The organism is Listeria monocytogenes (assembly GCF_041765605.1).
Taxonomy (GTDB): domain Bacteria; phylum Bacillota; class Bacilli; order Lactobacillales; family Listeriaceae; genus Listeria; species Listeria monocytogenes_D.
Map to the genome: position 1 here is coordinate 1,403,055 of NZ_CP168900.1, position 23,125 is coordinate 1,426,179.

The 23,125-nt window shown below is 38.6% G+C and carries 23 protein-coding genes; 18 read left to right on the forward strand and 5 right to left on the reverse strand.

Going from position 1 to position 23,125, the window contains the following annotated elements; genetic code table 11:
* The 11 genes from AB2Q86_RS07275 to AB2Q86_RS07325 all read left to right on the forward strand — a co-directional run bounded on the left by AB2Q86_RS07275 (position 1) and on the right by AB2Q86_RS07325 (position 12,408).
* Entirely contained in the window at positions 1-201 is a 201-nt protein-coding gene (locus tag AB2Q86_RS07275; RefSeq protein ID WP_003719639.1) for a cold-shock protein, read from the forward strand.
* 166 nt (positions 202-367) lie between these two features.
* The gene (gene dxs, locus AB2Q86_RS07280) at positions 368-2,287 is read left to right on the forward strand and encodes a 1-deoxy-D-xylulose-5-phosphate synthase (RefSeq protein ID WP_077904917.1); all 1,920 of its coding nucleotides are present in this window, start codon (positions 368-370) and stop codon (positions 2,285-2,287) included.
* Positions 2,284-3,108 (forward strand): TlyA family RNA methyltransferase, encoded by an 825-nt coding sequence (locus AB2Q86_RS07285; RefSeq protein WP_012581360.1) that lies wholly within the window; start codon positions 2,284-2,286, stop codon positions 3,106-3,108. Before dxs ends, AB2Q86_RS07285 begins: the two co-directional genes overlap by 4 nt.
* 190 nt (positions 3,109-3,298) lie before the next feature.
* On the forward strand, positions 3,299-3,748 hold the full coding sequence (gene ahrC, locus AB2Q86_RS07290) for a transcriptional regulator AhrC/ArgR (RefSeq protein WP_003722493.1): 450 nt from the start codon (positions 3,299-3,301) through the stop codon (positions 3,746-3,748).
* A gap of 22 nt (positions 3,749-3,770) precedes the next feature.
* Complete coding sequence (recN, locus tag AB2Q86_RS07295; RefSeq protein ID WP_012581359.1) at positions 3,771-5,462, forward strand: DNA repair protein RecN; 1,692 nt, start codon at positions 3,771-3,773, stop codon at positions 5,460-5,462.
* Positions 5,463-5,591: 129 nt separating this feature from the next.
* Positions 5,592-6,458, forward strand: coding sequence for a phosphate acyltransferase (locus tag AB2Q86_RS07300; protein WP_012581358.1), 867 nt, complete (start codon positions 5,592-5,594; stop codon positions 6,456-6,458).
* Between the two features lie 136 nt (positions 6,459-6,594).
* Complete coding sequence (gene buk / locus AB2Q86_RS07305) at positions 6,595-7,662, forward strand: butyrate kinase (protein ID WP_012581357.1); 1,068 nt, start codon at positions 6,595-6,597, stop codon at positions 7,660-7,662.
* Between the two features lie 14 nt (positions 7,663-7,676).
* The gene (lpdA, locus tag AB2Q86_RS07310) at positions 7,677-9,104 is read left to right on the forward strand and encodes a dihydrolipoyl dehydrogenase (protein WP_012581356.1); all 1,428 of its coding nucleotides are present in this window, start codon (positions 7,677-7,679) and stop codon (positions 9,102-9,104) included.
* A gap of 24 nt (positions 9,105-9,128) precedes the next feature.
* Positions 9,129-10,124: a thiamine pyrophosphate-dependent dehydrogenase E1 component subunit alpha gene (locus tag AB2Q86_RS07315; RefSeq protein WP_012581355.1), complete on the forward strand. Its 996-nt coding sequence runs from the start codon at positions 9,129-9,131 to the stop codon at positions 10,122-10,124.
* Between the two features lie 16 nt (positions 10,125-10,140).
* Positions 10,141-11,124: an alpha-ketoacid dehydrogenase subunit beta gene (locus AB2Q86_RS07320; protein WP_003729885.1), complete on the forward strand. Its 984-nt coding sequence runs from the start codon at positions 10,141-10,143 to the stop codon at positions 11,122-11,124.
* 30 nt (positions 11,125-11,154) lie between these two features.
* The gene (locus AB2Q86_RS07325; protein ID WP_012581354.1) at positions 11,155-12,408 is read left to right on the forward strand and encodes a dihydrolipoamide acetyltransferase family protein; all 1,254 of its coding nucleotides are present in this window, start codon (positions 11,155-11,157) and stop codon (positions 12,406-12,408) included.
* A gap of 155 nt (positions 12,409-12,563) precedes the next feature.
* On the opposite strand, the gene prli42 is transcribed toward AB2Q86_RS07325, so the two are convergent.
* The gene (gene prli42 / locus AB2Q86_RS07330) at positions 12,564-12,659 is read right to left on the reverse strand and encodes a stressosome-associated protein Prli42 (protein ID WP_003722501.1); all 96 of its coding nucleotides are present in this window, start codon (positions 12,657-12,659) and stop codon (positions 12,564-12,566) included.
* 120 nt (positions 12,660-12,779) lie between these two features.
* Here prli42 and AB2Q86_RS07335 point away from each other — a divergent pair, with 120 nt between their 5' ends.
* From AB2Q86_RS07335 to AB2Q86_RS07350, 4 genes are all read left to right on the forward strand, one after another.
* Positions 12,780-13,874: a M20/M25/M40 family metallo-hydrolase gene (locus tag AB2Q86_RS07335; protein WP_014589068.1), complete on the forward strand. Its 1,095-nt coding sequence runs from the start codon at positions 12,780-12,782 to the stop codon at positions 13,872-13,874.
* A 144-nt stretch (positions 13,875-14,018) separates the two neighbouring features.
* A complete protein-coding gene (gndA, locus tag AB2Q86_RS07340) occupies positions 14,019-15,437 on the forward strand; it encodes an NADP-dependent phosphogluconate dehydrogenase (protein WP_003727468.1) in 1,419 nt (472 codons plus the stop codon).
* A gap of 190 nt (positions 15,438-15,627) precedes the next feature.
* Positions 15,628-16,308, forward strand: coding sequence for a response regulator transcription factor (locus tag AB2Q86_RS07345; protein ID WP_003719652.1), 681 nt, complete (start codon positions 15,628-15,630; stop codon positions 16,306-16,308).
* Positions 16,305-17,756 carry a HAMP domain-containing histidine kinase gene (locus AB2Q86_RS07350; protein WP_003736550.1) on the forward strand — a complete coding sequence of 484 codons (1,452 nt, stop codon included), beginning with the start codon at positions 16,305-16,307 and terminating at the stop codon, positions 17,754-17,756. The genes AB2Q86_RS07345 and AB2Q86_RS07350 overlap by 4 nt, the downstream gene beginning before the upstream one ends.
* Before the next feature lie 36 nt (positions 17,757-17,792).
* Here AB2Q86_RS07350 and yidC read toward each other — a convergent pair whose 3' ends face one another.
* The 3 genes from yidC to AB2Q86_RS07365 all read right to left on the reverse strand — a co-directional run bounded on the left by yidC (position 17,793) and on the right by AB2Q86_RS07365 (position 19,305).
* Entirely contained in the window at positions 17,793-18,620 is an 828-nt protein-coding gene (gene yidC / locus AB2Q86_RS07355) for a membrane protein insertase YidC (protein WP_012581352.1), read from the reverse strand.
* A gap of 36 nt (positions 18,621-18,656) precedes the next feature.
* A complete protein-coding gene (locus AB2Q86_RS07360) occupies positions 18,657-18,938 on the reverse strand; it encodes a hypothetical protein (protein ID WP_003730667.1) in 282 nt (93 codons plus the stop codon).
* 85 nt (positions 18,939-19,023) lie between these two features.
* Positions 19,024-19,305: an acylphosphatase gene (locus tag AB2Q86_RS07365; RefSeq protein WP_003722507.1), complete on the reverse strand. Its 282-nt coding sequence runs from the start codon at positions 19,303-19,305 to the stop codon at positions 19,024-19,026.
* 139 nt (positions 19,306-19,444) lie between these two features.
* Between AB2Q86_RS07365 and AB2Q86_RS07370 the strand changes: the two genes are divergently transcribed.
* Both AB2Q86_RS07370 and fni read left to right on the forward strand, forming a co-directional pair.
* Positions 19,445-19,792 carry a DUF1033 family protein gene (locus AB2Q86_RS07370; RefSeq protein WP_003726835.1) on the forward strand — a complete coding sequence of 116 codons (348 nt, stop codon included), beginning with the start codon at positions 19,445-19,447 and terminating at the stop codon, positions 19,790-19,792.
* Positions 19,793-19,820: 28 nt separating this feature from the next.
* Positions 19,821-20,897 (forward strand): type 2 isopentenyl-diphosphate Delta-isomerase, encoded by a 1,077-nt coding sequence (gene fni / locus AB2Q86_RS07375; RefSeq protein WP_012581351.1) that lies wholly within the window; start codon positions 19,821-19,823, stop codon positions 20,895-20,897.
* Between the two features lie 39 nt (positions 20,898-20,936).
* Here the strand turns inward: fni and AB2Q86_RS07380 are convergent, their stop codons facing one another.
* The gene (locus AB2Q86_RS07380; protein ID WP_012581350.1) at positions 20,937-21,896 is read right to left on the reverse strand and encodes a rhodanese-related sulfurtransferase; all 960 of its coding nucleotides are present in this window, start codon (positions 21,894-21,896) and stop codon (positions 20,937-20,939) included.
* A gap of 251 nt (positions 21,897-22,147) precedes the next feature.
* On the opposite strand from AB2Q86_RS07380, the gene AB2Q86_RS07385 reads away from it, so the two are divergent.
* Positions 22,148-23,074: a YitT family protein gene (locus tag AB2Q86_RS07385; protein ID WP_003727465.1), complete on the forward strand. Its 927-nt coding sequence runs from the start codon at positions 22,148-22,150 to the stop codon at positions 23,072-23,074.
* Positions 23,075-23,125 lie beyond the last annotated feature (51 nt).

Here is a 23,125-nt window from a genome sequence, read left to right on the forward strand (position 1 = left end):
ATGGAACAAGGTACAGTAAAATGGTTTAACGCAGAAAAAGGATTTGGTTTTATCGAACGCGAAAACGGTGACGATGTATTCGTACATTTCAGCGCTATCCAAGGCGACGGATTCAAATCTTTAGACGAAGGTCAAGCAGTAACTTTCGACGTTGAAGAAGGCCAACGCGGACCTCAAGCAGCTAACGTTCAAAAAGCGTAATTCTATTTTTTGAATAAGAAAAAGCAAATTATTTCGGTGATTTGCTTTTTTATTTGCCCAAAATTATTTTACCTTGTTTGGTTTAACGGCGATTGTTTGCTATAATAAGAACAATTAATTGAGAAAAAAGACCTTGCACACATTCATGCAAGTGGCTCTTTGGAAAGTGAGTTGTTTTTATTTGGATCTTTTAAAAATAAAGGATCCTTCCTTTATGAAGCAATTGGATATACAAGAATTAGAAGCACTTGCGGCGGATATTCGCGCTTTTTTAATTACTTCTACTTCCAAATCAGGTGGGCATATTGGCCCGAATCTGGGTGTGGTAGAACTAACCATTGCGTTGCATTATACTTTTAATAGTCCAAAAGATAAATTTATTTGGGATGTTGGTCACCAATCATATGTGCACAAAATCCTAACTGGAAGGGCAAACCAATTTGATACTTTACGTCAGCACGGTGGCTTAGATGGATTTCCAAAACGGAAAGAATCTAGTCACGATGTGTTTGAAACAGGACATAGCTCCACTTCTTTATCTGCAGCTGCTGGCATGGTCATCGCGAGAGACATAAAAAAAGAAGACTTTTATGTAATCCCGGTAATTGGTGACGGCGCGTTAACTGGAGGTATGGCCTTAGAAGCTTTAAATCATATTGGTGATATGGGCAAGGATATGATTGTTATCTTAAATGATAATGATATGTCTATCGCGCCTAATGTTGGAGCGCTCCACAATGTCCTTGGGAAATTAAGAACATCTGACAAATTTCAGCAAACTAAAACGAATATAGATAAACTGATGCGTAAAATCCCGACAGCTGGTGAAAAATTGGCCGACGCCACCGAGAAAGCAAAAGATAGTATAAAACACTTGCTTGTAGAAGGAACTTTTTTTGAAGAATTAGGTTTTATGTATCTTGGACCTATTGATGGGCACAATTTAGAAGACATTATTACTAACTTAGAATTTGCCAAGCATACAAAAGGTCCTGTATTGCTCCATATCGTTACGAAAAAAGGAAAAGGGTACCAACCGGCCGAATTGGATTCTCGTGGCACATGGCACGGCACAGGTCCTTATAAAGTCGAAACAGGTAGCTTCATTAAGCCTGTTAAGAAATCATCGTCATGGAGTTCTATCATCAGCAATGAATTAATGCGATTAGCAGCCATGGATGAACGTATTGTTGCGATAACTCCTGCAATGCCTGTTGGTTCAAAATTAGAAAAGTTTGCTAAAGCTTTCCCAGAACGCTTTTTCGATGTTGGGATTGCTGAACAACATGCGACAACAATGGCGGGAGGTTTAGCGACACAGGGTATGAAACCGTTTCTTGCGATATACTCCACCTTTTTACAAAGAGCCTATGATCAGTTAGTCCATGATATTTGTCGGCAGAAATTGAATGTCGTAATTGGGATTGATAGAGCAGGGCTTGTAGGAGCAGACGGGGAAACGCATCAGGGTATTTTTGATATTTCTTTTTTGAATAGTATTCCGAATATGACTATCACGATGCCAAAAGATGAAACGGAAGCAAGACGATTAATGGATACAGCTTTTGCATATGATGATGGGCCGTTTGCGATTCGTTATCCGCGTGGAGATGGACCAGGCACATTGCTTTCTGAATCTACTGAGCTGATTCCAATCGGACAGTGGGAAACGCTCATTCAACCGGTTGATGCGGTTATTTTAACTTTTGGGCCAACTATTCCACTAGCACTTCAAGCATCTAAACAACTAGAATCTGAAGGACGCCGGGTTGGAGTAATTAATGCACGCTACATTAAACCGCTAGACGAATCATTACTACATCACATTTTAAAGCAAAAAATTCCCATTTTAACAGTGGAAGAATCATTATTAAAAGGCGGATTTGGTTCGAGTGTGTTAGAATTTATTGAGGCGAATAATTATACGGATGTAATAATACACCGAATTGGATTACCGGACGAATTTATTAGCCATGGTTCCGTGCCACTAATCTTGGAATCATATGGTATATCGAATGCTGGAATTGTATTAAAAATAAAAGAAATGCTCGCACAAAGCGAGAAGTTAAGGGCGAAGAGACTATGACAATAAAAAAAGAACGTGCAGATATTCTGCTAGTAGAACAAGGATTATTTGAAACGAGAGAAAAAGCAAAACGCGCTATAATGGCGGGAATTGTTTACCAAAAAGAAGAGCGGGTCGATAAACCTGGAGAAAAAATCCCAGTGGACAGCGAACTTCAAGTCAAAGGAAAACAAATGCCCTATGTTAGTCGTGGTGGTTTGAAATTGGAAAAAGCATTGCAAGTATTTGACTTTGATGTAAAAGATAAATTAATGCTTGATATTGGAGCCTCTACAGGCGGCTTCACTGACTGTGCTTTACAAAATGGGGCAAGACATTCTTATGCGCTCGATGTTGGCTATAATCAGCTTGCATGGAAGCTGCGCAACGATGATCGTGTTACCGTGATGGAACGAACTAACTTCCGTCATGTAACGCCAGCTGATTTTTCCGAAGGTTTAGCAGATTTTGCAACAATTGATGTATCCTTTATTTCACTGAAACTAATTTTACCTGTGCTTAGAACCGTGCTTGTGACAGGTGGCGATGTGATGACACTTATCAAACCGCAATTTGAAGCAGGTCGGGAGCAAGTCGGTAAAAAAGGAATTATCCGTGACCCAGCAGTACACACATCGGTAGTTGAAAATATCGTTCAATTTGCGCTCGATAATGGTTATGATTTGATGGGACTTGATTTTTCACCTATAACTGGTGGAGAAGGAAACATCGAATTTATCGCACATCTTAAATGGACTGGCGAAGAAAAAGGAACAAGCCATTTAGAATCTGATGCAATTACAAAACTTATTGCCAAAGCACATACTAAATTAGGTAAATAATGTATACCGGAAAGCAGCGATGTTTTCCGGTTTTTGCTTTTACCATGCTATTTTGGCTCATTTCGAGATGTATTTTCTATGTATAAAGTATTAAAGAAACTTTTCTTGCATAAATTTGCACTAAATCCGTGACTTTATGCGTTTTTTCGGATAAGATGTAAGTAGAAAATTATCGTGAGGTGAAGAAGGAATGAATAAAGGTCATCGTCATATTATTATTCGAGAATTGATTACATCTAATGAGATTGACACGCAAGAAGATTTAGTAGAACTTCTGTTAGAACGCGATGTTAAAGTCACCCAGGCAACTGTTTCCCGTGATATTAAAGAACTTCATCTTGTTAAAGTTCCAACACAAACAGGTGGTTACAAATACAGTCTACCTGCCGATAATAGTTTTAACCCACATCAAAAATTAAAACGCGCTTTGATTGATTGCTTTATTGGCATTGATAACGTGCAATTTATGATTATTTTAAAAGTAATGCCTGGAAATGGAAACTCGGTTGGTGCATTAATCGATAACTTGGACTGGCCGGAAAAAGCCGGGACTATTTGCGGAGATGACACTTGTTTAATTATTTGTCGCTCGGAAGAAAATGCGAAAACATTAACAGATCGTTTTATAGATATGCTTTAAAATTTGTTGGAGGTGAAAGATTTTGCTTCAAGAAATGACAATTAAAAACTTTGCTATCATCGAATCGCTTTCTTTAACTTTTCAAGAAGGGATGACGGTACTTACGGGGGAGACCGGCGCTGGTAAATCAATTATTATTGATGCGCTTGGTCTTCTTGTTGGCGGACGCGGATCAGCTGACTTTATCCGTCATGGAGAAGAACGTTTAGAACTTCAAGGGCTTTTTGCGCTAGCAGAGGATAACCTTGCTTGCCGAAATGCGTTAATTGAAAATGGGATAGATGCTTCGGATGATATGGTTGTACTAGAACGCAGCCTGTTTCGCTCGGGGAAAAATAGTTGCCGAATTAATGGCAAACTTGTAACTACAGTTCTCTTGCGCCAAATTGGCTCGAAATTAATAGATATCCATAGTCAGCATGAACATCAGGAATTGATGAATGAGGAGTTTCATTTGTCATTACTTGATCGTTTCGCTTCTGACAAAATCAAGCCAGCACTAACCAAGTACCAAACTAATTTCAAAGAATATCAAACAATCGAGAAAGAGTGGCAAAATTGGACGAAAAATGAGCGAGAATTAGCGCAACGTCTGGATATGCTCCGTTTTCAACAACAGGAAATTGAAAATGCCAATTTGCAAGCTGGTGAAGAAGATCGCTTGTTAGAACAAAAAAATATCTTAGCCAATTTTGAAAAACTTAACGAAAATTTACAAGGAGCTTATGCCGCGATTCAAGGTGAGCCTGGTGGGCTGGAGTTTGTTGGAGAAGCAATGCGCCAAATGGAAGCAGCGGCGAGTATTCATACGGATTATAAAGCGGTTAGCGAGGCCATTTCTTCTAGTTACTATATGTTAGAAGATAGCATGAGTCAAATTAGGCAATCACTGGATCAGCTCGAATTCCACCCAGAAGAACTGAATCAAATTGAATCACGTTTGAATGATTTAAACCAATTAAAACGCAAATATGGCAAAACCATTGAAGATATCATTCAATACGAACAAGAAATAAGCAGCGAAATGGAAAAACTGACAGATAGTGAATCACATGTCGGGCATTTAGAGACCAAATTAGCAACACTAAAAGCAGAACTAACAAAACAGGCGAATACACTAACGGAAATCCGTAAAAAAGCGGCTGTTACGTTAGAGAAGCAAATCAAACAAGAATTAAATCACTTATATATGGAGAAAGCCATTTTTAGTGTACGCTTTGAAGCAAATAAAATGGAACTAACAGATTCAGGGCAAGATAGCGTCGTTTTCTATATGTCAACAAACCCGGGTGAACCTTTAAAACCATTAGCAAAAATCGCTTCTGGTGGAGAGTTATCTAGAATGATGTTAGCATTAAAAACCATTTTTTCTAGGCACCAAGGTATCACCTCGATTATTTTCGATGAAGTAGATACTGGTGTAAGTGGTCGCGTTGGTCAAGCGATTGCAGAAAAAATTTATGCTGTTTCAGTTGGCTCGCAAGTCCTATGCATTAGCCATTTGCCTCAAGTTGCAGCAATGGCGAACCACCACTACTACATTACGAAAAAAGTCCAAAACAAACGGACAACAACTTCCGTTACAGTGCTTAAAGGGGAAGAGAAAGTAGAAGAAATCAGTCGAATGATTGCTGGAATAGAAGTCACCGAATTAACCAAACAACATGCAAAAGAAATGATTGAACAAGCGGAAAAAGTAAAACAAACGTATTAAAAAAACGAAATTGCTTGCATATCGAATAGTTTTTGCTTAAAATGAATAAGGTAGAAAATTATTACCTGGTCATAAAAACAACTACTAATTCGAAATGCGGCTTTTTTGTGCGATAAAGGAGTTATTTTTATGACAAAAAGTAGATTTTTTTCAGATGTAATAGAAACAAGTTCATTTGTTTTCGCCGTAGCAGGAGCAGATGATGAAGTTGTGCTCGAAACGATTCGTCTTGCATTAAACCAAAATTTAGGTAAATTTCTTTTATTTGGCAAGAAGGAAGACAAAACGTTAACCGCGAATGGAAACGTTACATGGATTCAAACAGATACCGCCGAAGCCGCAGCACAAGGCGCCATTTTAGCGGTAAAAAATAAAGAAGCTGATATTTTAGTAAAAGGGTTCATTCCAACCGCTACATTGATGCATCACGTATTAAAAAAAGAAAATGGCCTTCGTACAGACCAATTATTGAGTCAAATTGCCATTTTCGATATTCCAACGTATCACAAACCATTATTGATAACTGATTGTGCGATGAACGTAGCGCCAAAAACAAAAGAGAAAATTGCTATCACAGAAAATGCCATAGCCGTAGCGCATCAAATCGGCATCACTAATCCTAAAATTGCTTTACTTAGTGCGGTGGAAGAAGTGACAGCAAAAATGCCATCCACAGTAGAAGCACAGGAAGTAGTGCAGCATTTTGATAACTCAATAGCCATCTCGGGTCCACTTGCTCTTGATGTAGCTATTTCCAAAGAAGCGGCTCTCCATAAAGGAATTACGGATAGTTCTGCGGGAGAAGCAGATATATTAATCGCTCCTAATATTGAAACAGGAAACGCACTTTATAAATCGTTAGTATATTTTGCTGGAGCGAGGGTTGGCAGTGCGGTTGTCGGGGCGAAAGTACCAATTGTGATTTCCTCGAGAAACGATACACCCGAAAACAAATTAGCGTCATTTATACTAACTGTAAGACTAGTTGGAAAATGATGAAATAATGTGAATAGACGGACTTTAACAATCTGAATGCAAAGGCTTTTATTTGATTACAGCCTACGTGTTACAATAGTCCATGGGAAAATGATAACCTACTGCATTTTTCACAATTAAATTTGGAGGAAAGCAAATGTCTTTTGATGTTTTAACCATAAATCCTGGTTCCACGTCTACCAAACTCGCTGTTTACCAAGGCGATAAAGTACTTTTTGAAGAAACTGTCAGACATACAATGCAAGAACTAGCCGACTTTAATAACGTACAGGAACAATTTGATTTTAGGTGGCAAGTTCTACGTCGAGTGATGGATGCACACGGTTATGATGTAAAAAATTTACAAGCCGTAGTTGGAAGAGGTGGTTTACTTCGACCAGTTGCTGGCGGTACATATATGGTTACAGAAAAAATGATAGATGATTTAAAAGAAAATAAATACGGAGAGCATGCTTCGAATCTAGGGGCAATGCTTGCAAAAAAACTAGCAGATGAACTAACGATACCAAGCTTCATTGTAGATCCAGTAGTTGTAGATGAAATGCAGGAAATAGCAAGAATATCTGGTAATGCTTTTGTTGCTAGAAAAAGTATTTTTCACGCATTAAATCACAAAGCAGCAGGACGAAAAATCGCCAAAGAGCTTGGAAATGATTATGAAAAGATGAATTTCGTTATTGCGCATCTTGGTGGCGGAATTTCCGTTGCTGCTCATCGACAAGGAAGAGTAGTGGATGTGAATAATGCTTTAGATGGGGATGGGCCTTTTAGTCCGGAACGATCGGGTTCACTTCCGATGAATGATTTTTTAGAAGCTTGTTTTAGTGGGAAATGGACGAAACGTGAACTGCATGAACTTATTGTCGGTCGAGGTGGGATGATTTCTTACTTAGGAACTAACAGTATGCTAGAAGTTGAAGCGAAAGTACAAGCGGGTGACGTGAAAGCGATGGAAGCTTTTGATGCCATGGCTTACCAAGTTAGCAAAGAAATTGGTGCATGCTCTGTTGTCTTACAAGGGAAAATTGACGCTATTATTTTAACTGGCGGGCTTGCGAGAAGTGAACTTTTTACAAGCAAAATTATTGAGCAAACAAACTGGATAACCAGCGTAATTATAGAACCTGGAGAAGATGAGTTAGAAGCATTAAATAGCGGTGTACAACGTGTGCTCGCTGGTCTTGAGAAAGAGAAAGAGTACTAAAAGGAGGAGATAATGTGGCAACAGAATATGATGTCGTTATTCTTGGTGGAGGAACTGGCGGTTACGTCGCAGCCATTCAAGCAGCTAAGAATGGCCAAAAAGTAGCCGTCGTTGAAAAAGGGAAAGTTGGTGGAACGTGTCTTCACCGTGGATGTATTCCAACGAAAGCGTTATTACGTTCAGCAGAAGTTCTGCAAACAGTAAAAAAAGCAAGTGAATTTGGTATTTCTGTAGAAGGAACTGCTGGAATCAATTTTTTACAAGCACAAGAAAGAAAACAACAAATAGTCGATCAATTAGAAAAAGGAATCCATCAATTATTTAAACAAGGTAAAATTGACTTGTTTGTAGGGACGGGAACCATTTTAGGACCATCTATTTTTTCACCAACAGCTGGAACGGTTTCAGTCGAATTTGAAGATGGCTCTGAAAATGAAATGCTCATTCCTAAAAACTTAATTATCGCGACAGGCTCCAAACCGCGTACATTAAATGGTTTAAGCATTGATGAAGAAAATGTTTTATCATCTGACGGCGCGCTAAACCTAGAAACTTTACCAAAATCAATTATTATCGTTGGCGGTGGAGTTATCGGGATGGAATGGGCTTCAATGATGCATGATTTTGGCGTAGAAGTTACCGTGCTAGAATATGCAGATCGAATTTTACCAACAGAAGATAAAGAAGTAGCCAAAGAATTAGCAAGACTTTATAAAAAGAAAAAATTAAACATGCATACATCTGCTGAAGTTCAAGCAGCTAGTTATAAAAAAACGGATACTGGTGTGGAAATTAAAGCAATTATTAAAGGTGAAGAGCAAACTTTCACAGCAGACAAAATTCTCGTTTCTGTCGGTCGTTCAGCTAACACAGAAAATATCGGTTTACAAAACACGGATATCGCGACCGAAAACGGCTTTATCCAAGTAAATGATTTTTATCAAACAAAAGAAAGCCACATCTACGCGATTGGTGATTGCATTCCAACAATTCAGCTTGCGCACGTTGCGATGGAAGAAGGAACGATTGCAGCCAACCATATTGCCGGAAAAGTGGCTGAAAAACTTGACTACGACTTAGTTCCCCGCTGTATCTATACTTCTACAGAAATCGCAAGTGTCGGTATCACAGAAGAACAAGCAAAAGAACGTGGTTATGAAGTGAAAAAAGGCAAATTTTTCTTCCGTGGCATCGGGAAAGCGCTCGTTTACGGAGAGTCAGATGGCTTCATTAAACTTATTGCAGATAAAAAAACAGACGATATCCTAGGCGTTAGCATGATTGGACCGCACGTGACGGACATGATTAGCGAAGCCGCTTTAGCCCAAGTTTTAAATGCAACGCCGTGGGAAGTGGGTAACACCATTCACCCGCACCCAACTTTATCAGAAAGTTTTAGAGAAGCTGCCCTTGCTGTGGATGGCAATGCAATTCACGGTTAATACAGCTTTAAAGGAGGAACAAAAATGACTTTAAAAGAAGCAGGTTTAACAGAAGATAAATTAATTAAAATGTATGAAACGATGCTAATGGCAAGAAGACTGGATGAACGTATGTGGTTGCTGAACCGTTCTGGGAAAATTCCTTTTACTATTTCTGGACAAGGACAAGAAACGGCACAAATTGGCGCTGCGTTTGCCTTTGATTTAGATAAAGATTATGCATTACCATATTACCGTGATTTAGCAGTGGTTCTAGCATTCGGGATGACAGCGAAAGATATTATGTTATCCGCGTTCGCTAAAGCGGAAGATCCAAACTCTGGCGGACGACAAATGCCAGCCCACTTTGGTCAAAAAGAAAACCGCATTGTCACTCAAAGTTCGCCTGTAACTACCCAGTTCCCGCATGCAACAGGGATTGGACTTGCAGCGAAAATGGCTGGTGATGAGATTGCGATATATGCTTCAACCGGTGAAGGATCTTCTAACCAAGGCGATTTCCACGAAGGAATCAACTTTGCATCTGTACATAAGTTGCCAGTTGTTTTCGTGATTCACAATAACCAATATGCTATTTCCGTTCCAGCATCGAAACAATATGCCGCTGAAAAACTATCCGACCGAGCAATTGGTTACGGCATCCCTGGTGAACGTGTAGATGGAACGAATATGGGAGAAGTATACGCGGCATTTAAACGTGCAGCAGATCGTGCAAGAAACGGCGAGGGACCTACTTTAATTGAAACAGTTTCTTACCGCTTCACACCACACTCCTCCGATGATGACGATAGTAGTTATCGTTCCAGAGAAGAAGTTGACGAAGCAAAAGGAAAAGATCCACTGAAAATTTTCCAAGCAGAATTACTGGAAGAAGGTTACTTAACAGAAGAAAAAATCGCTGAAATCGAAAAAAACATTGCGAAAGAAGTTAACGAAGCAACCGATTATGCGGAAAGTGCAGCATACGCTGAACCAGAATCATCTTTACTTTATGTATATGATGAAGAAGCGAATAGCTGATTAGGAGGGAATTTGAATGCCAGTCATTTCATATATTGATGCAATAACCATGGCGCTTAAAGAAGAAATGGAGCGCGACGATAAAGTATTTATTTTAGGAGAAGATGTAGGTAAAAAAGGTGGCGTTTTTAAAGCGACTGCTGGTTTATATGATGAGTTTGGTGAAGACCGAGTTCTTGATACACCACTTGCTGAATCGGCTATTGCCGGAGTAGGAATTGGAGCGGCGATGTATGGCTATCGTCCAGTTGCAGAAATGCAGTTTGCGGACTTTATTATGCCTGCTGTCAACCAAATTATTTCAGAAGCTTCCAGAATTCGCTACCGTTCTAATAACGATTGGTCTTGCCCAATGGTTATTCGCGCACCTTTTGGCGGTGGGGTACACGGAGCACTTTACCATTCACAATCTGTTGAAAAAGTATTCTTTGGACAACCAGGTTTGAAAATTGTTGTTCCATCCTCACCATATGATGCGAAGGGACTTTTAAAAGCAGCGATTCGTGACAACGATCCAGTACTTTTCTTTGAGCATAAACGCGCCTATCGCTTGCTGAAAGGCGAAGTACCAGAAACAGATTATATCGTACCAATCGGTGAAGCAAATGTCGTTCGTGAAGGCGATGATATTACAGTTATTACTTATGGACTTGCTGTTCAATTTGCTCAACAAGCTGCGGAACGTTTAGCCGCTGAAGGTGTCGAAGCGCATATTCTGGATTTACGTACGATTTATCCATTAGACCAAGAAGCGATTATCGAAGCAACGAAAAAAACTGGTAAAGTACTTCTTGTTACGGAAGATAATAAACAAGGAAGTATTATTAGTGAAGTGGCGGCAATCATTTCGGAACATTGTCTATTTGATTTAGATGCACCGATTGCTAGACTCGCAGGACCAGATACCCCAGCGATGCCTTTTGCTCCAACGATGGAAAAACACTTTATGATTAATCCAGATAAAGTGGCGGATGCAATGAAAGAATTAGCGGAATTTTAGACCCGTTTTAAATTAAAGGAGTGAAGACCCGTGGCAGTTGAAAAAATCACCATGCCCAAATTAGGGGAAAGTGTAACAGAAGGAACGATTAGTTCATGGTTAGTTAAACCAGGCGATACAGTTGAAAAGTATGATGCTATCGCAGAAGTACTTACTGACAAAGTAACAGCAGAAATCCCATCTTCTTTTAGCGGAACAATTAAAGAAATTTTAGCCGAAGAAGATGAAACACTAGAAGTAGGCGAAGTTATTTGTACAATTGAAACAGCAGACGCAGGAAGTTCGGAACCTGTAGCTGAAGTAGAACAAACAGAAACAAAAGCGCCAGAAAAACAAGAAACAAAACAAGTGAAACTAGCAGATGCACCAGCTAGTGGAAGATTTTCTCCAGCGGTACTACGAATTGCTGGTGAAAACAATATCGATTTATCCACTGTAGAAGGCACAGGTAAAGGTGGCCGAATTACAAGAAAAGACTTACTTCAAGTCATTGAAAACGGACCAGTAGCTACTAAAGCAGAAGTGCAAAGTCAAAGCGCACCGCAAGAAAAAACTGCTACACCAGCTCCTGTACGTTCAGCAGCAGGTGACAGAGAAATCCCAATCAATGGCGTAAGAAAAGCCATTGCTAAACATATGAGCGTGAGCAAACAAGAAATTCCGCATGCTTGGATGATGGTGGAAGTGGATGCAACAGGTCTTGTTCGCTATCGTAATGCAGTTAAAGACAGCTTTAAAAAAGAAGAAGGTTATTCATTAACTTATTTCGCCTTTTTCATCAAAGCCGTTGCACAAGCATTGAAAGAATTCCCGCAACTTAACAGCACATGGGCAGGCGATAAAATTATTGAGCACGCGAATATCAATATTTCGATTGCGATTGCAGCTGGTGATTTATTGTACGTTCCAGTTATTAAAAATGCGGACGAAAAATCCATTAAAGGCATTGCTCGCGAAATTAGCGAACTTGCTGGAAAAGCGCGTAATGGTAAACTAAGCCAAGCCGATATGGAAGGTGGCACTTTCACAGTGAATAGTACTGGTTCATTTGGCTCTGTTCAATCAATGGGGATTATTAATCACCCACAAGCAGCAATTCTTCAAGTGGAATCCATTGTTAAACGTCCTGTCATTATTGATGATATGATTGCTGTACGAGATATGGTGAACCTATGTCTTTCCATCGATCACCGTATTTTAGATGGCTTACTAGCAGGTAAATTCTTACAAGCAATTAAAGCCAATGTCGAAAAGATTTCCAAAGAAAATACAGCATTGTATTAAAAATGTTTTAATCTAGGTTTAGCGGGTATTGTTTAGTACATCTAGATCCATACCCCTAAACTCCCTAGATGTCTTGGGTAGTACTTTCGGGTGCTGCTCTTTTTTTTGAGAAAAAATAAAAAAAGCCTGAACCAATTGGCTCAGACGTCGGATATTTATAAAAACATTAATACCCCGGTTAAAACACTGGATAATACAATCGCGATTAGCATTAAAATAACGACAACGCGAACTACTTTTTTATTAGTCATGCGGAAGAAAACTCCTCTCATAAAGCATTTCAGATATATACATCTTACTTATAATTAAAACAAATTTCAAGTCCTTTATGGATTTTTTTAGGAAAAATAGGAAGAACGTAGGTGAAAAAAATGATGTCCAATGTAAAAAAATATTTTACCGAATTAATCCAAATTCCGTCTGTTTCTGGAAAGGAAACAGCCATTTTAACTTACATAAAAAAACATCTAACGAAATTAAAAATCGAATATAGTATGGATGAAAATTATGGCTTAATTACACGAATCCCCGCGACTAAAGAGAAATTTCCAACGATTTTTTTCTGTAGTCATGTGGATACGCATCCGAATGCAAGAACACCAGTTTTTCAAATTGACCAAGGCGTATTTACAGCAGCGGAAGGTACTTCTTTAGGTGCAGATGATAAAACCGCAGTGGCGGCAATGTTAGCAGCTATCGATTATTTTAGTGTGGAACAGACACCTCACGGGGAAATCGAATTTATTTTCACGACGAAAGAAGAACTTGGTATGATTGGAATGCGTTTATTCCCAGAAGAACAGATTACAGCGGCTTATGGTTACTGTTTAGATGCCCCCGGTGAAGTCGGAAATTACCAACTACAGGCAAATACATTAGTCGCATTAGAATTTACTATTGCAAGTTCTGAGGCAGCGCAGATGTCGCCGATTTCGATTGCTAGAATGGCGCTACATGCCACACGACCAGGCAAGATTGACCGGGAAAACAAATGGGGAATTCAATCATTTTCTGGTGGAATAAATGATGAAAATCAACAAGATGCGCAATTAGAAGTGCATTTTACTTCAGCAGCAAGTTTTCGTAAGGCGCTTTTGCATATTCAGACCATTCGAGAACGATTTGCGCAAACTTGCGAAAAATATGGTGCTCTTTTGACGCATGACACAAAATTAATTTATGAAGGCTATCAAATTCGCTCTAAGCATCCACTAATGAATATTTTCCAAAAAGCCGCTAAAAAACAATCGTTGGAAACTCGCGAAATATGGTTAGAAGGTGGTACGGATGCGAATGTGCTGAATGAAAAAGGGATTCCAACCATGCTATTATCAGCGGGATACGAAAACGCGCACTCGGCAAAAGAAACAGTGTCGATAGAGCAGTTAGAAAAACTTACACAACTCGTCATTGACCTAGCAGAATCCGCAAAAAACGAGAAAATTCTCCTCAGAAAGCTAAATTAGTGAAAAAAAGTCAAATAATTCGGATTGATTCATTGTCCAAGAAGCAATTCTTTGATATAGTAAATGATGTTGATACTTTTATGTGTCATGTTGAAGTAAGACAGATTTTTCTGCCTTAATAAACCGGAAAGGAAGAAGTGCAAAATGGCAAAACAAGAAATTGGCGTTATAGGAATGGGCGTTATGGGTCGTAACTTGGCTCTAAACATTGAAAGCCGCGGTCATACAGTATCTATCTTTAACCGCTCGACTGAAAAAACGAAAGCAGTTATGGAAGAAAATGCGGACAAAAAATTAGTACCAACTTATAGTTTAGAGGAATTTGTCGAATCTCTTGAAGTGCCTCGCCGTATCCTTATTATGGTAAAAGCTGGCGATGCTACAGATATGATGATTGAAGCAGTTAAACCTTTCTTAAACGAAGGCGATATTTTAATTGATGGCGGTAATGCTTTCTTCAAAGATACGATTCGTCGTAATAAAGAACTAAGTGAAGAAGGATTTAACTTCATCGGAACTGGTGTATCAGGCGGAGAAGAAGGCGCACTAAAAGGTCCTTCTATCATGCCAGGTGGTCAACGCAAGGCATATGACCTTGTAGCACCTATTTTACGTGAAATTGCTGCAGTAGCAGACGGAGAACCTTGTGTGACTTATATTGGTCCAGACGGTGCCGGACATTACGTTAAAATGGTGCATAACGGTATCGAATACGGCGATATGCAATTAATCGCAGAAGCTTACACTATTTTGAAAGAAATCGGTGGATTAAGCCATGATGAACTTGCTGACGTATTTGAAGAATGGAACAACGGGGAACTTGATAGCTATTTAATCGAGATCACTAAAAATATCCTAAAAGTAAAAGACGAAGAAACAGGTAAACCAATTGTCGATGTTATTCTTGATAAAGCTGGTCAAAAAGGAACTGGTAAATGGACTAGCCAAAGCGCACTTGACTTAGGTGTTCCACTTTCCTTAATTACAGAATCTGTATTTGCTCGTTACATCTCAGCACTTAAAGATGAACGCGTTTATGCAAGTACTGTTTTATCTGGCCCATCTAATTATCGTTTTGAAGGCGACAAAAAAGCATTTGTTGAATCTGTTCGTCGCGCGCTTTACTTCAGCAAAATCGCATCTTATGCACAAGGTTTTGCACAAATGAGAGCAGCTAGTGAAGAAAACGATTGGGACTTACAATACGGCGAAATCGCGAAAATTTTCCGCGCTGGTTGTATTATCCGTGCTCGTTTCTTACAAAAAATTACTGATGCTTATAATAAAGATAAAAATCTTAAAAACTTATTATTAGATCCGTATTTCAAAGATATTGCACATAACTACCAAGGCGACCTTCGTACAGTTGTTGCAGAAGCAGTAAAAGCTGGAATTCCAGTTCCAACATTCACTGCAGCAATTAGCTACTACGATAGCTATCGTTCAGAAGTATTATCTGCAAATCTAATCCAAGCACAACGCGACTACTTTGGTGCTCATACGTATGAAAGAGTCGACAAACCTGGCGTATTCCATACAGAATGGCCACAAGTAGAAGATTGATGGAAGATAAGGCATCCACTTTAACGAGTGGGTGCCTTTTTTATGAGATTTGAATTAGTAAATCATGGTAAAGTGCTAAAAAATAGTGAAAATATCTATTTATGCGCTGTTATTAGTTGTTTTTGAGCTAAAGTTCGTTACAATAGTAATAGGAATATAGTGTAATGACCGAAAGAGAGGGTTAGGCCAAATGAATAGAATATTAATCGTAGAAGATGAAAAAAACTTAGCACGCTTTATCGAACTCGAATTACAACATGAAAATTATGAAACAGCGGTTGCTAATGATGGACGTGCTGGACTAGAACTCGCACTTAATGAAGAATGGGATGCTATTTTACTCGATTTAATGTTGCCGCATTTAAACGGTGTAGAAGTTTGTCGCCGTGTGCGTCAAGTGAAACAAACACCCATTATTATGATAACTGCACGTGACTCTGTTATCGACCGTGTATCCGGACTAGACCACGGAGCCGACGATTACATTGTCAAACCTTTCGCTATTGAAGAATTACTTGCACGCCTGCGTTCGCTGTTACGTCGGGTTGAAAATGCGGAACAATCTGCGAAACAAACCACACTACAGTACCGAAACTTAATCGTTGAAAAAGAAAATCGGATTGTTAAACGCGATGAAGAAATTATCGACCTGACAAAACGAGAGTACGAACTTTTACTTACATTGATGGAAAATGTTAATATCGTTCTCACACGCGAAGTTTTACTTAATAAAGTATGGGGTTATGAAACAGAAGTTGAAACGAATGTAGTGGATGTGTATGTTCGTTACTTGCGGAATAAAATTGATCATCCTGACGAAGAAAGTTATATCCAAACAGTTCGCGGGACAGGGTATGTGATGCGTACATGACGACTAGCCCATTTTCCTTAAAAAGTCGTTCTTTGAAATTTAAATGGACTTTTGGAGCTAGTGCAGCCATTTTTCTAACATTTTTCTTGTTTTCCTATGCTATTTACCAAGGAATTGGGCAAATGTTGCTAAATGAAGAAGAACCGGAAGTAAAAGAACTGCTTCTAGCAACAACGAGTACGTTAACTAATCAAGATTTGACCGATAATGAGGAAATTAAGTATTTATTTAATAACGATAAAACGGTGAATCGAAAATTACAAGATCAAGTAATTAATCTGTATGATAAAGACGGCCATTTTATTAATAAGTATTATTTTTCAAGAAATCAAGATATCACGAGCATTGATTTTTCGCAGTATTTTGTTAGTGGGACAGACAAGTTTATTATGAATAAACCAACGATTGACGGACAGAAGATGATGACGGCGCAAATGCCGATTGTAGCGGACGACAATACGACCGTGATTGGTTACGCGCAGGTGGTAAATCCGCTCACTTCCTATAATCGGATGATGGACCGGCTTCTAGTTACGATGATTTTACTTGGGGCTGTAGCGCTCTTTATTAGTGGAATGCTCGGTTATTTACTGGCACAAAATTTCTTGAATCCACTGACTCGTCTAGCTCGAACAATGAATGATATCCGAAAAAATGGTTTCCAAAAACGAATCGAAACGAAAACTAATTCTCGCGATGAAATTGGCGAATTAACCGTTGTTTTTAATGATATGATGACGCGAATAGAAACTAGTTTTGAACAGCAAAAGCAATTCGTAGAGGATGCTTCTCATGAATTACGTACCCCAGTGCAAATTATGGAAGGCCATTTAAAATTACTCACTCGTTGGGGAAAAGATGATCCAGCTGTACTTGATGAATCATTAAATGCTTCGTTAACAGAATTAGAACGCATGAAAAAATTAGTACAAGAAATGCTTGATTTATCAAGAGCGGAACAAATTTCACAAACAAAAGAATTACAAATTACTGATGTTAATGCAACGGTAGAACAAGTAAGACGTAATTTTGAAGTCATGTATGAAAATTTCACGTTTACCTTAAAAGAAGATGATACTGATTTACGAGCGCTTATCCAGCATAATCATTTAGAGCAGATTTTAATTATTATTATGGATAATGCCGTGAAGTATTCAGGTGACGGCACTGAAGTGGATATGCATGTCTATAAAGAACAAAAGCAAATCCATATTGATGTGCGCGATTACGGGGAAGGCATTTCACAAGAAGAAATTGATAAGATATTTAATCGTTTCTATCGTGTGGATAAAGCTAGAAGCCGCGAAAAAGGTGGTAATGGCCTCGGACTTGCGATTGCTAAACAATTAGTCGAAGGATATTTAGGAACGATTAATGCGGTTAGTGAGCCAGATAAAGGTACAACGATAAAAATTACACTTCCTTACATTGAACCAAAATCCAAATAAAAAAACCGCAACCTTATGAGGAGGTTGCGGTTTCTTTTATTTTTCTTTCTTTTGTTCTTCCACGATTTGCTCGAATTCTTTTTCTTCTTGTTCCATTACTTTAATTTCTGGATGTTTATTCATGTAAAGTTTTTTCGTTAGTAATGTTTGACCTGCTAAGAAGAGTCCGCCGACAGCCCAGTATAACGCTAGAGCGGAAGGTGCTGTGAAGGATACGAATAAAATCATAATAGGAGACATTAAACCGATAATTTTCATTTGTTTCTTCTGTTCTGGTGAATAACCAATCATGGAAACAAAGTATTGTGCTAAGTAGACAAGTCCGGCGATAATTGCAAGCACCATATCCGGTGAACCTAAGTTAAACCATAGGAATGTGTGTTCAGCAATTTCGGAAGATCCACGAATAGCATAATAGAAAGCCATCAATATCGGCATTTGAATAAGTAACGGTAAACAACCCATTTGCATCGGATTGATATTATACTTGGAATAAACGGCCATCATTTCTTTTTGAATAGTGGCTTGTTCTTCTTTCGATGTAGCACGTTTTAGTCGAGCTTGAATTTCATCAATTTCTGGTTTGGCAACAGCCATTTTGGATTGCATTCCCATTTGAGCTTTAGCAGTACGTAAGTTTAGCGGCATAATCAGTGCACGGATAAGCAATGTTGTAATAATAATCGCAATTCCGTAATTACCCCCAACAAACTTTGCAACGAACATAATAAAACTAGTAAATGGTTGAATCAAATAAGTGCTGAAAAAACCATCTGTATTTTGTGACGGGTCCATACTACAACCTGTAAGTAATAGTAGAGCACCAAGTAAAACGCTAATTAAAATAATATTTTTCTTTTTCAATGTTTCATTTTCCTCCTAAATAGTAAAATAATCGATTCATACGTTGGAAAATGAAAAACTGTCTTCGTCATCAGTAATAGCGCTACATTTCCGAGTTATAGCCAACCAATTAATAACAAAATTAGGTGAGGTTACATAAATTTGTGCTCGAAGTGAAATCTTTACTTGCTTTAAGCAGATAGCGTCAGCGGGTAGCACCATTTTCGGTTTTAATAATGTAATGGCCGACCAATAACTGAAAATCGTCAACATTAATAAAAACGTTACTGTGAGTGAAATGAATTCTGGTTCAAGTAAAATTTGTAAAATGGAAATCATGCCACGCATTCGCTCCTTTCTAGGTTTTAGTACTCATTAACTATAATGCAAAAAGAGCTATAGCACAACTACTATTTTTGGGATTTTAGTAAACGATGTCAAACGTTTTTCGTTCTTCTACGGGCGCACCTTTGTAAATGTATACATGTTCGATACGACAACCAGGTGATGGTCCTTTTTTGATAGCATCAATAAATTTATTTAAGTTTTCTTCTTCCGCAATTGCATGAATTTCAACGGAACCGTCATCTAAATTTTTTACTGTTCCACTAATATCATATTTGTAAGCGACGTGTTTAGTAGTATAACGAAATCCGACACCTTGCACAAATCCAGTTACTCTCAAAATCGCTGTATCTCTAGCCATGGCGAAACCAACTCCTTTTATTTTTCCTTATTACTAGTGTATCTTTTTTTAGCATTACTTTCAAAAATTTGCATTCCAGTATTTCCAGAAAGCTTATGCTATAATAAGTGTATTATATTTACTGTTGGGAGTTTTTGATATGACAAAATGGAATGTCTATCTAACTAAAGGCGAATACGAGCCTTGGTGGTTTTTTGAGGAGTGGGAAACTTCCATTCAAGCCGACTTTGCTTTTTCAGATAAGGAAGCAGCCTTTCTGAAGTATCAAGAGTTAGCAGACGAGTTACTACGGAATTATCCTAACCATCAAACAAAAAAAGATTGTTTGCTTGCTGCTTGGAATGAGGAAGAAGTAGAGTACTGTGAGGACTGTGAAGATGATATTCAAACATTTCACGGACTTATTTTATTTTCTGATGGGGAAGTATATCAACCAACTCCCGAAGAAAAAGAGACGATTTTTAAACCTGTTTTAACCTTTGCTTGAGGCGAAAAGAAATTTGGAGGATTAACACATGCAGAAGAACGATGACTTATTAAGAGAACGTCGAAAAGACGAACACGTGGCTCTTGGAGTAAAACAAAATGAGCAGTTAGCGCCATCGAGTTTAGAAGATATTCAACTGATTGGAACTTCTATCCCGCGCTATAATGTGAAAGATATCGATTTAACCACAACTATTGTGGGGACAAATGTGCCTTTCCCATTTTATATTAATGCTATGACAGGAGGAAGTCGGCATACGAAAAAAATTAATGCTGAACTTGCCGAAATAGCGCGTGAAGTAGCTATTCCAATGGCCGTTGGTTCCCAGTCTGCAGCTCTAAAAAATAGTTCGCTAATAGATACCTATAAAATTGTCAGAGAAATCAATCCGAATGGGATGATTTTAGCAAATATTAGTCCAGAAGTAGCTCTTCAAGAGGGACTTCGGGCAATCGAAATGTTAGAGGCAGATGCACTTCAAATCCATATTAACCCGGCACAAGAATTAGTTATGCAAGAAGGCGACCGTTCTTTTAGTCATTGGCTAACTAGAATAGAAAAGTACGTCAAGCTCTCGCCAGTTCCAGTAGTTGTAAAAGAAGTTGGCTTTGGAATGACGCGTGAAACAGTTGCGACATTAGCAAGTGTTGGTGTTCAAAGCGTAGATTTAGCTGGAAAAGGCGGAACAAACTTTGCCCAAATTGAAAATGACCGCCGCCGTGATCAAGCATATGATTTCTTACTTGATTGGGGTATTTCCACCGGACAAGCTTTAATAGACATGCAACACCAAGACGCGCCAAAGATTGCTTATTTAGCGTCAGGTGGTATTAGGAACCCGTTAGATATCGTCAAAGCATTAGCGCTCGGAGCAGATAGTGTAGGGATGGCAGGACAAATTATTTATTCACTAAAAAAAGAGGGTCTCACCAAAACTATCGAAAAACTAGAGTTATGGAAAGAACAACTACGTAGCTTATTTGTTCTCGCAGATGCGAAAAATATCTCAGAATTAAAAACAACGCCATTAATCATAAGTGGTGAACTTGCCAAATGGGGCACATTACGAGAAATCGATTTAGTCAAACTAGCCAATAGAAAATAAAAACCAGCTGCTATTCATTTAGCAAAGCTGGTTTTTTATTTATTGAACCATTTCTGGTAAAGTTTCATCGATTGCTTGAAGGCGTTCAGTGAATTCTTCTTTAGATAAATTTTTCGTATAAAGATTTGCGGGATGAACGCGGCAATCATGCGAACAACTACGCAAATATTTTTTCTCATTTTCGACAGAAGCGAGGATTTGCTTATTACAATACGGGTTAGCGCAATTGATGTAACGTTCGCAAGGCGTGCCGTCAAAGTAATCTTTCCCAACGATAGTAGGGTTTACTTGGTTAATCGGAACCGCAATTCTTTCATCGAAAACGTACATTTGGCCGTCCCAGAGTTCCCCTTTGGTTTCTTCGTTTTTACCATAAGTCGCAATCCCGCCGTGAAGTTGACTTACATCATCAAAACCAGCTGTTTTTAACCAACCGGAAAATTTCTCACAACGAATACCACCAGTACAGTAAGTGACGATTTTTTTATCAGCAAGTTGCTCGCGATTATCTTCAATCCATCCTGGTAACTCACGGAAATTTTGAATATCTGGACGAACAGCGCCGCGGAAATGACCGATATCAAATTCATAATCATTTCGAGCGTCTAAAATAACCGTATCTTCATCCAACAATGCTTCACGAAACTCAGAAGGCTCTAAATAAGTCCCTGTAACTTCTAAAGGATTAACATCTTCTTCTAAACTTAAACTAACAATTTCAGCACGGGGCCGTACATGCATTTTCTTAAAAGCATGAGCATCAGCCGCGTCAATTTTAAATACCATATCAGCGAAGCGAGCGTCATTTGCCATATAATCCATATATTTGTTTGTTGCTTCTACTGTACCCGAAACGGTGCCATTAATCCCCTCAGTAGCCACCAAAATTCGGCCTTTCAATTCCATTTCTTTGCAAGCAGCAAGATGCTCTTTTGCAAAAGTTTCTGGATCATCAATCGTTGTGTATTTGTAATATAACAACACTTGATAGTCACTCATAATCTTATCACCCTTCAAAATGTATTTCATGTGCAAGAATAAATCTCCACAAGTTTGCGCATTAATACTATACTATAGCAAATTCAGACTGGCAAGTAAGGGAACTGTAAAATAAATGCTTCTTATAGTTAACTATATGTACAAGTACAAAACAGCTATGGTATACTTATTAAATATGAAGCGAAAATTTTGTTGATGAAAGCAAATCCTGTTTTCATTGCCTAAAATAAAGAATGAAGTAAGGATTGGGCGTGAGCTATGTGCAAATAAATGAATCGTTTATGGAAGAACTAGCTTTAAAAAAAGTAAAACAAGAACGCAGGAAAAGGTTGAAGTGGTTTGTTTATAAGTTTTTAATGATTACCTTTGGCGCAATTTTAATGGGGGTTGGGCTGGAACTTTTCCTTGTAAACAACCGAATTTTGGATGGTGGAGTCGTTGGTATTTCGATTATTATTTCGCAACTAACGCCGCTGCCACTAGGGGTTTTAACTTTTGTACTTAATATTCCGTTTTTCATCATAGGTTACCGAAAAATCGGAAAAGTATTTGCGCTGTTTACATTGTACGGAATTGCAGTCATGTCGATTGTAACGCTCGTTTTACACGATATGGATCCAGTGACAGATGATTTACTACTTGCGACTGTTTTTGGTGGAATGACGCTTGGTCTTGGAGTAGGTCTCGTTATTCGTAACGGAGGGGCGCTTGATGGAACAGAAATCATTTCAATCATTATTAACGGTCGGACGCCATTTTCAACAGGACAAATTATTATGTTTATTAATATTGTTATTTTTATCGTTGCTGGACTTGTGTTCAACTGGGATCGAGCGATGTATTCCTTAATTACGTATTTCCTAGCGTACAAAGTAATTGATATTGTTATTCAAGGTGTAGATGAATCGAAAAGTGCTTTTATTATCAGCCGCTATTACGAGGAAATTGGGGCAGAAATTATGGAGCAACTTGGAAAAGGTGTTACATATTTAGATGCAACTGGTGGATACTCTGGTGATGTAAGAAAAGTAGTTTTCGTTATCGTCTCAAGATTTGAAGAAGTAAAAGTGAAAGCTATTCTGGATGAAATAGATCCAGATGCCTTCTTAGCTGTCGGGGGAAGTATGTCGGAAGTCCGCGGCGGAAAGCTGATGAACACGAAAACACCGCACCTATAACAAAGCAGAAACCATATATCTCCTACTTGGGATATGTGGTTTTTTGACGAA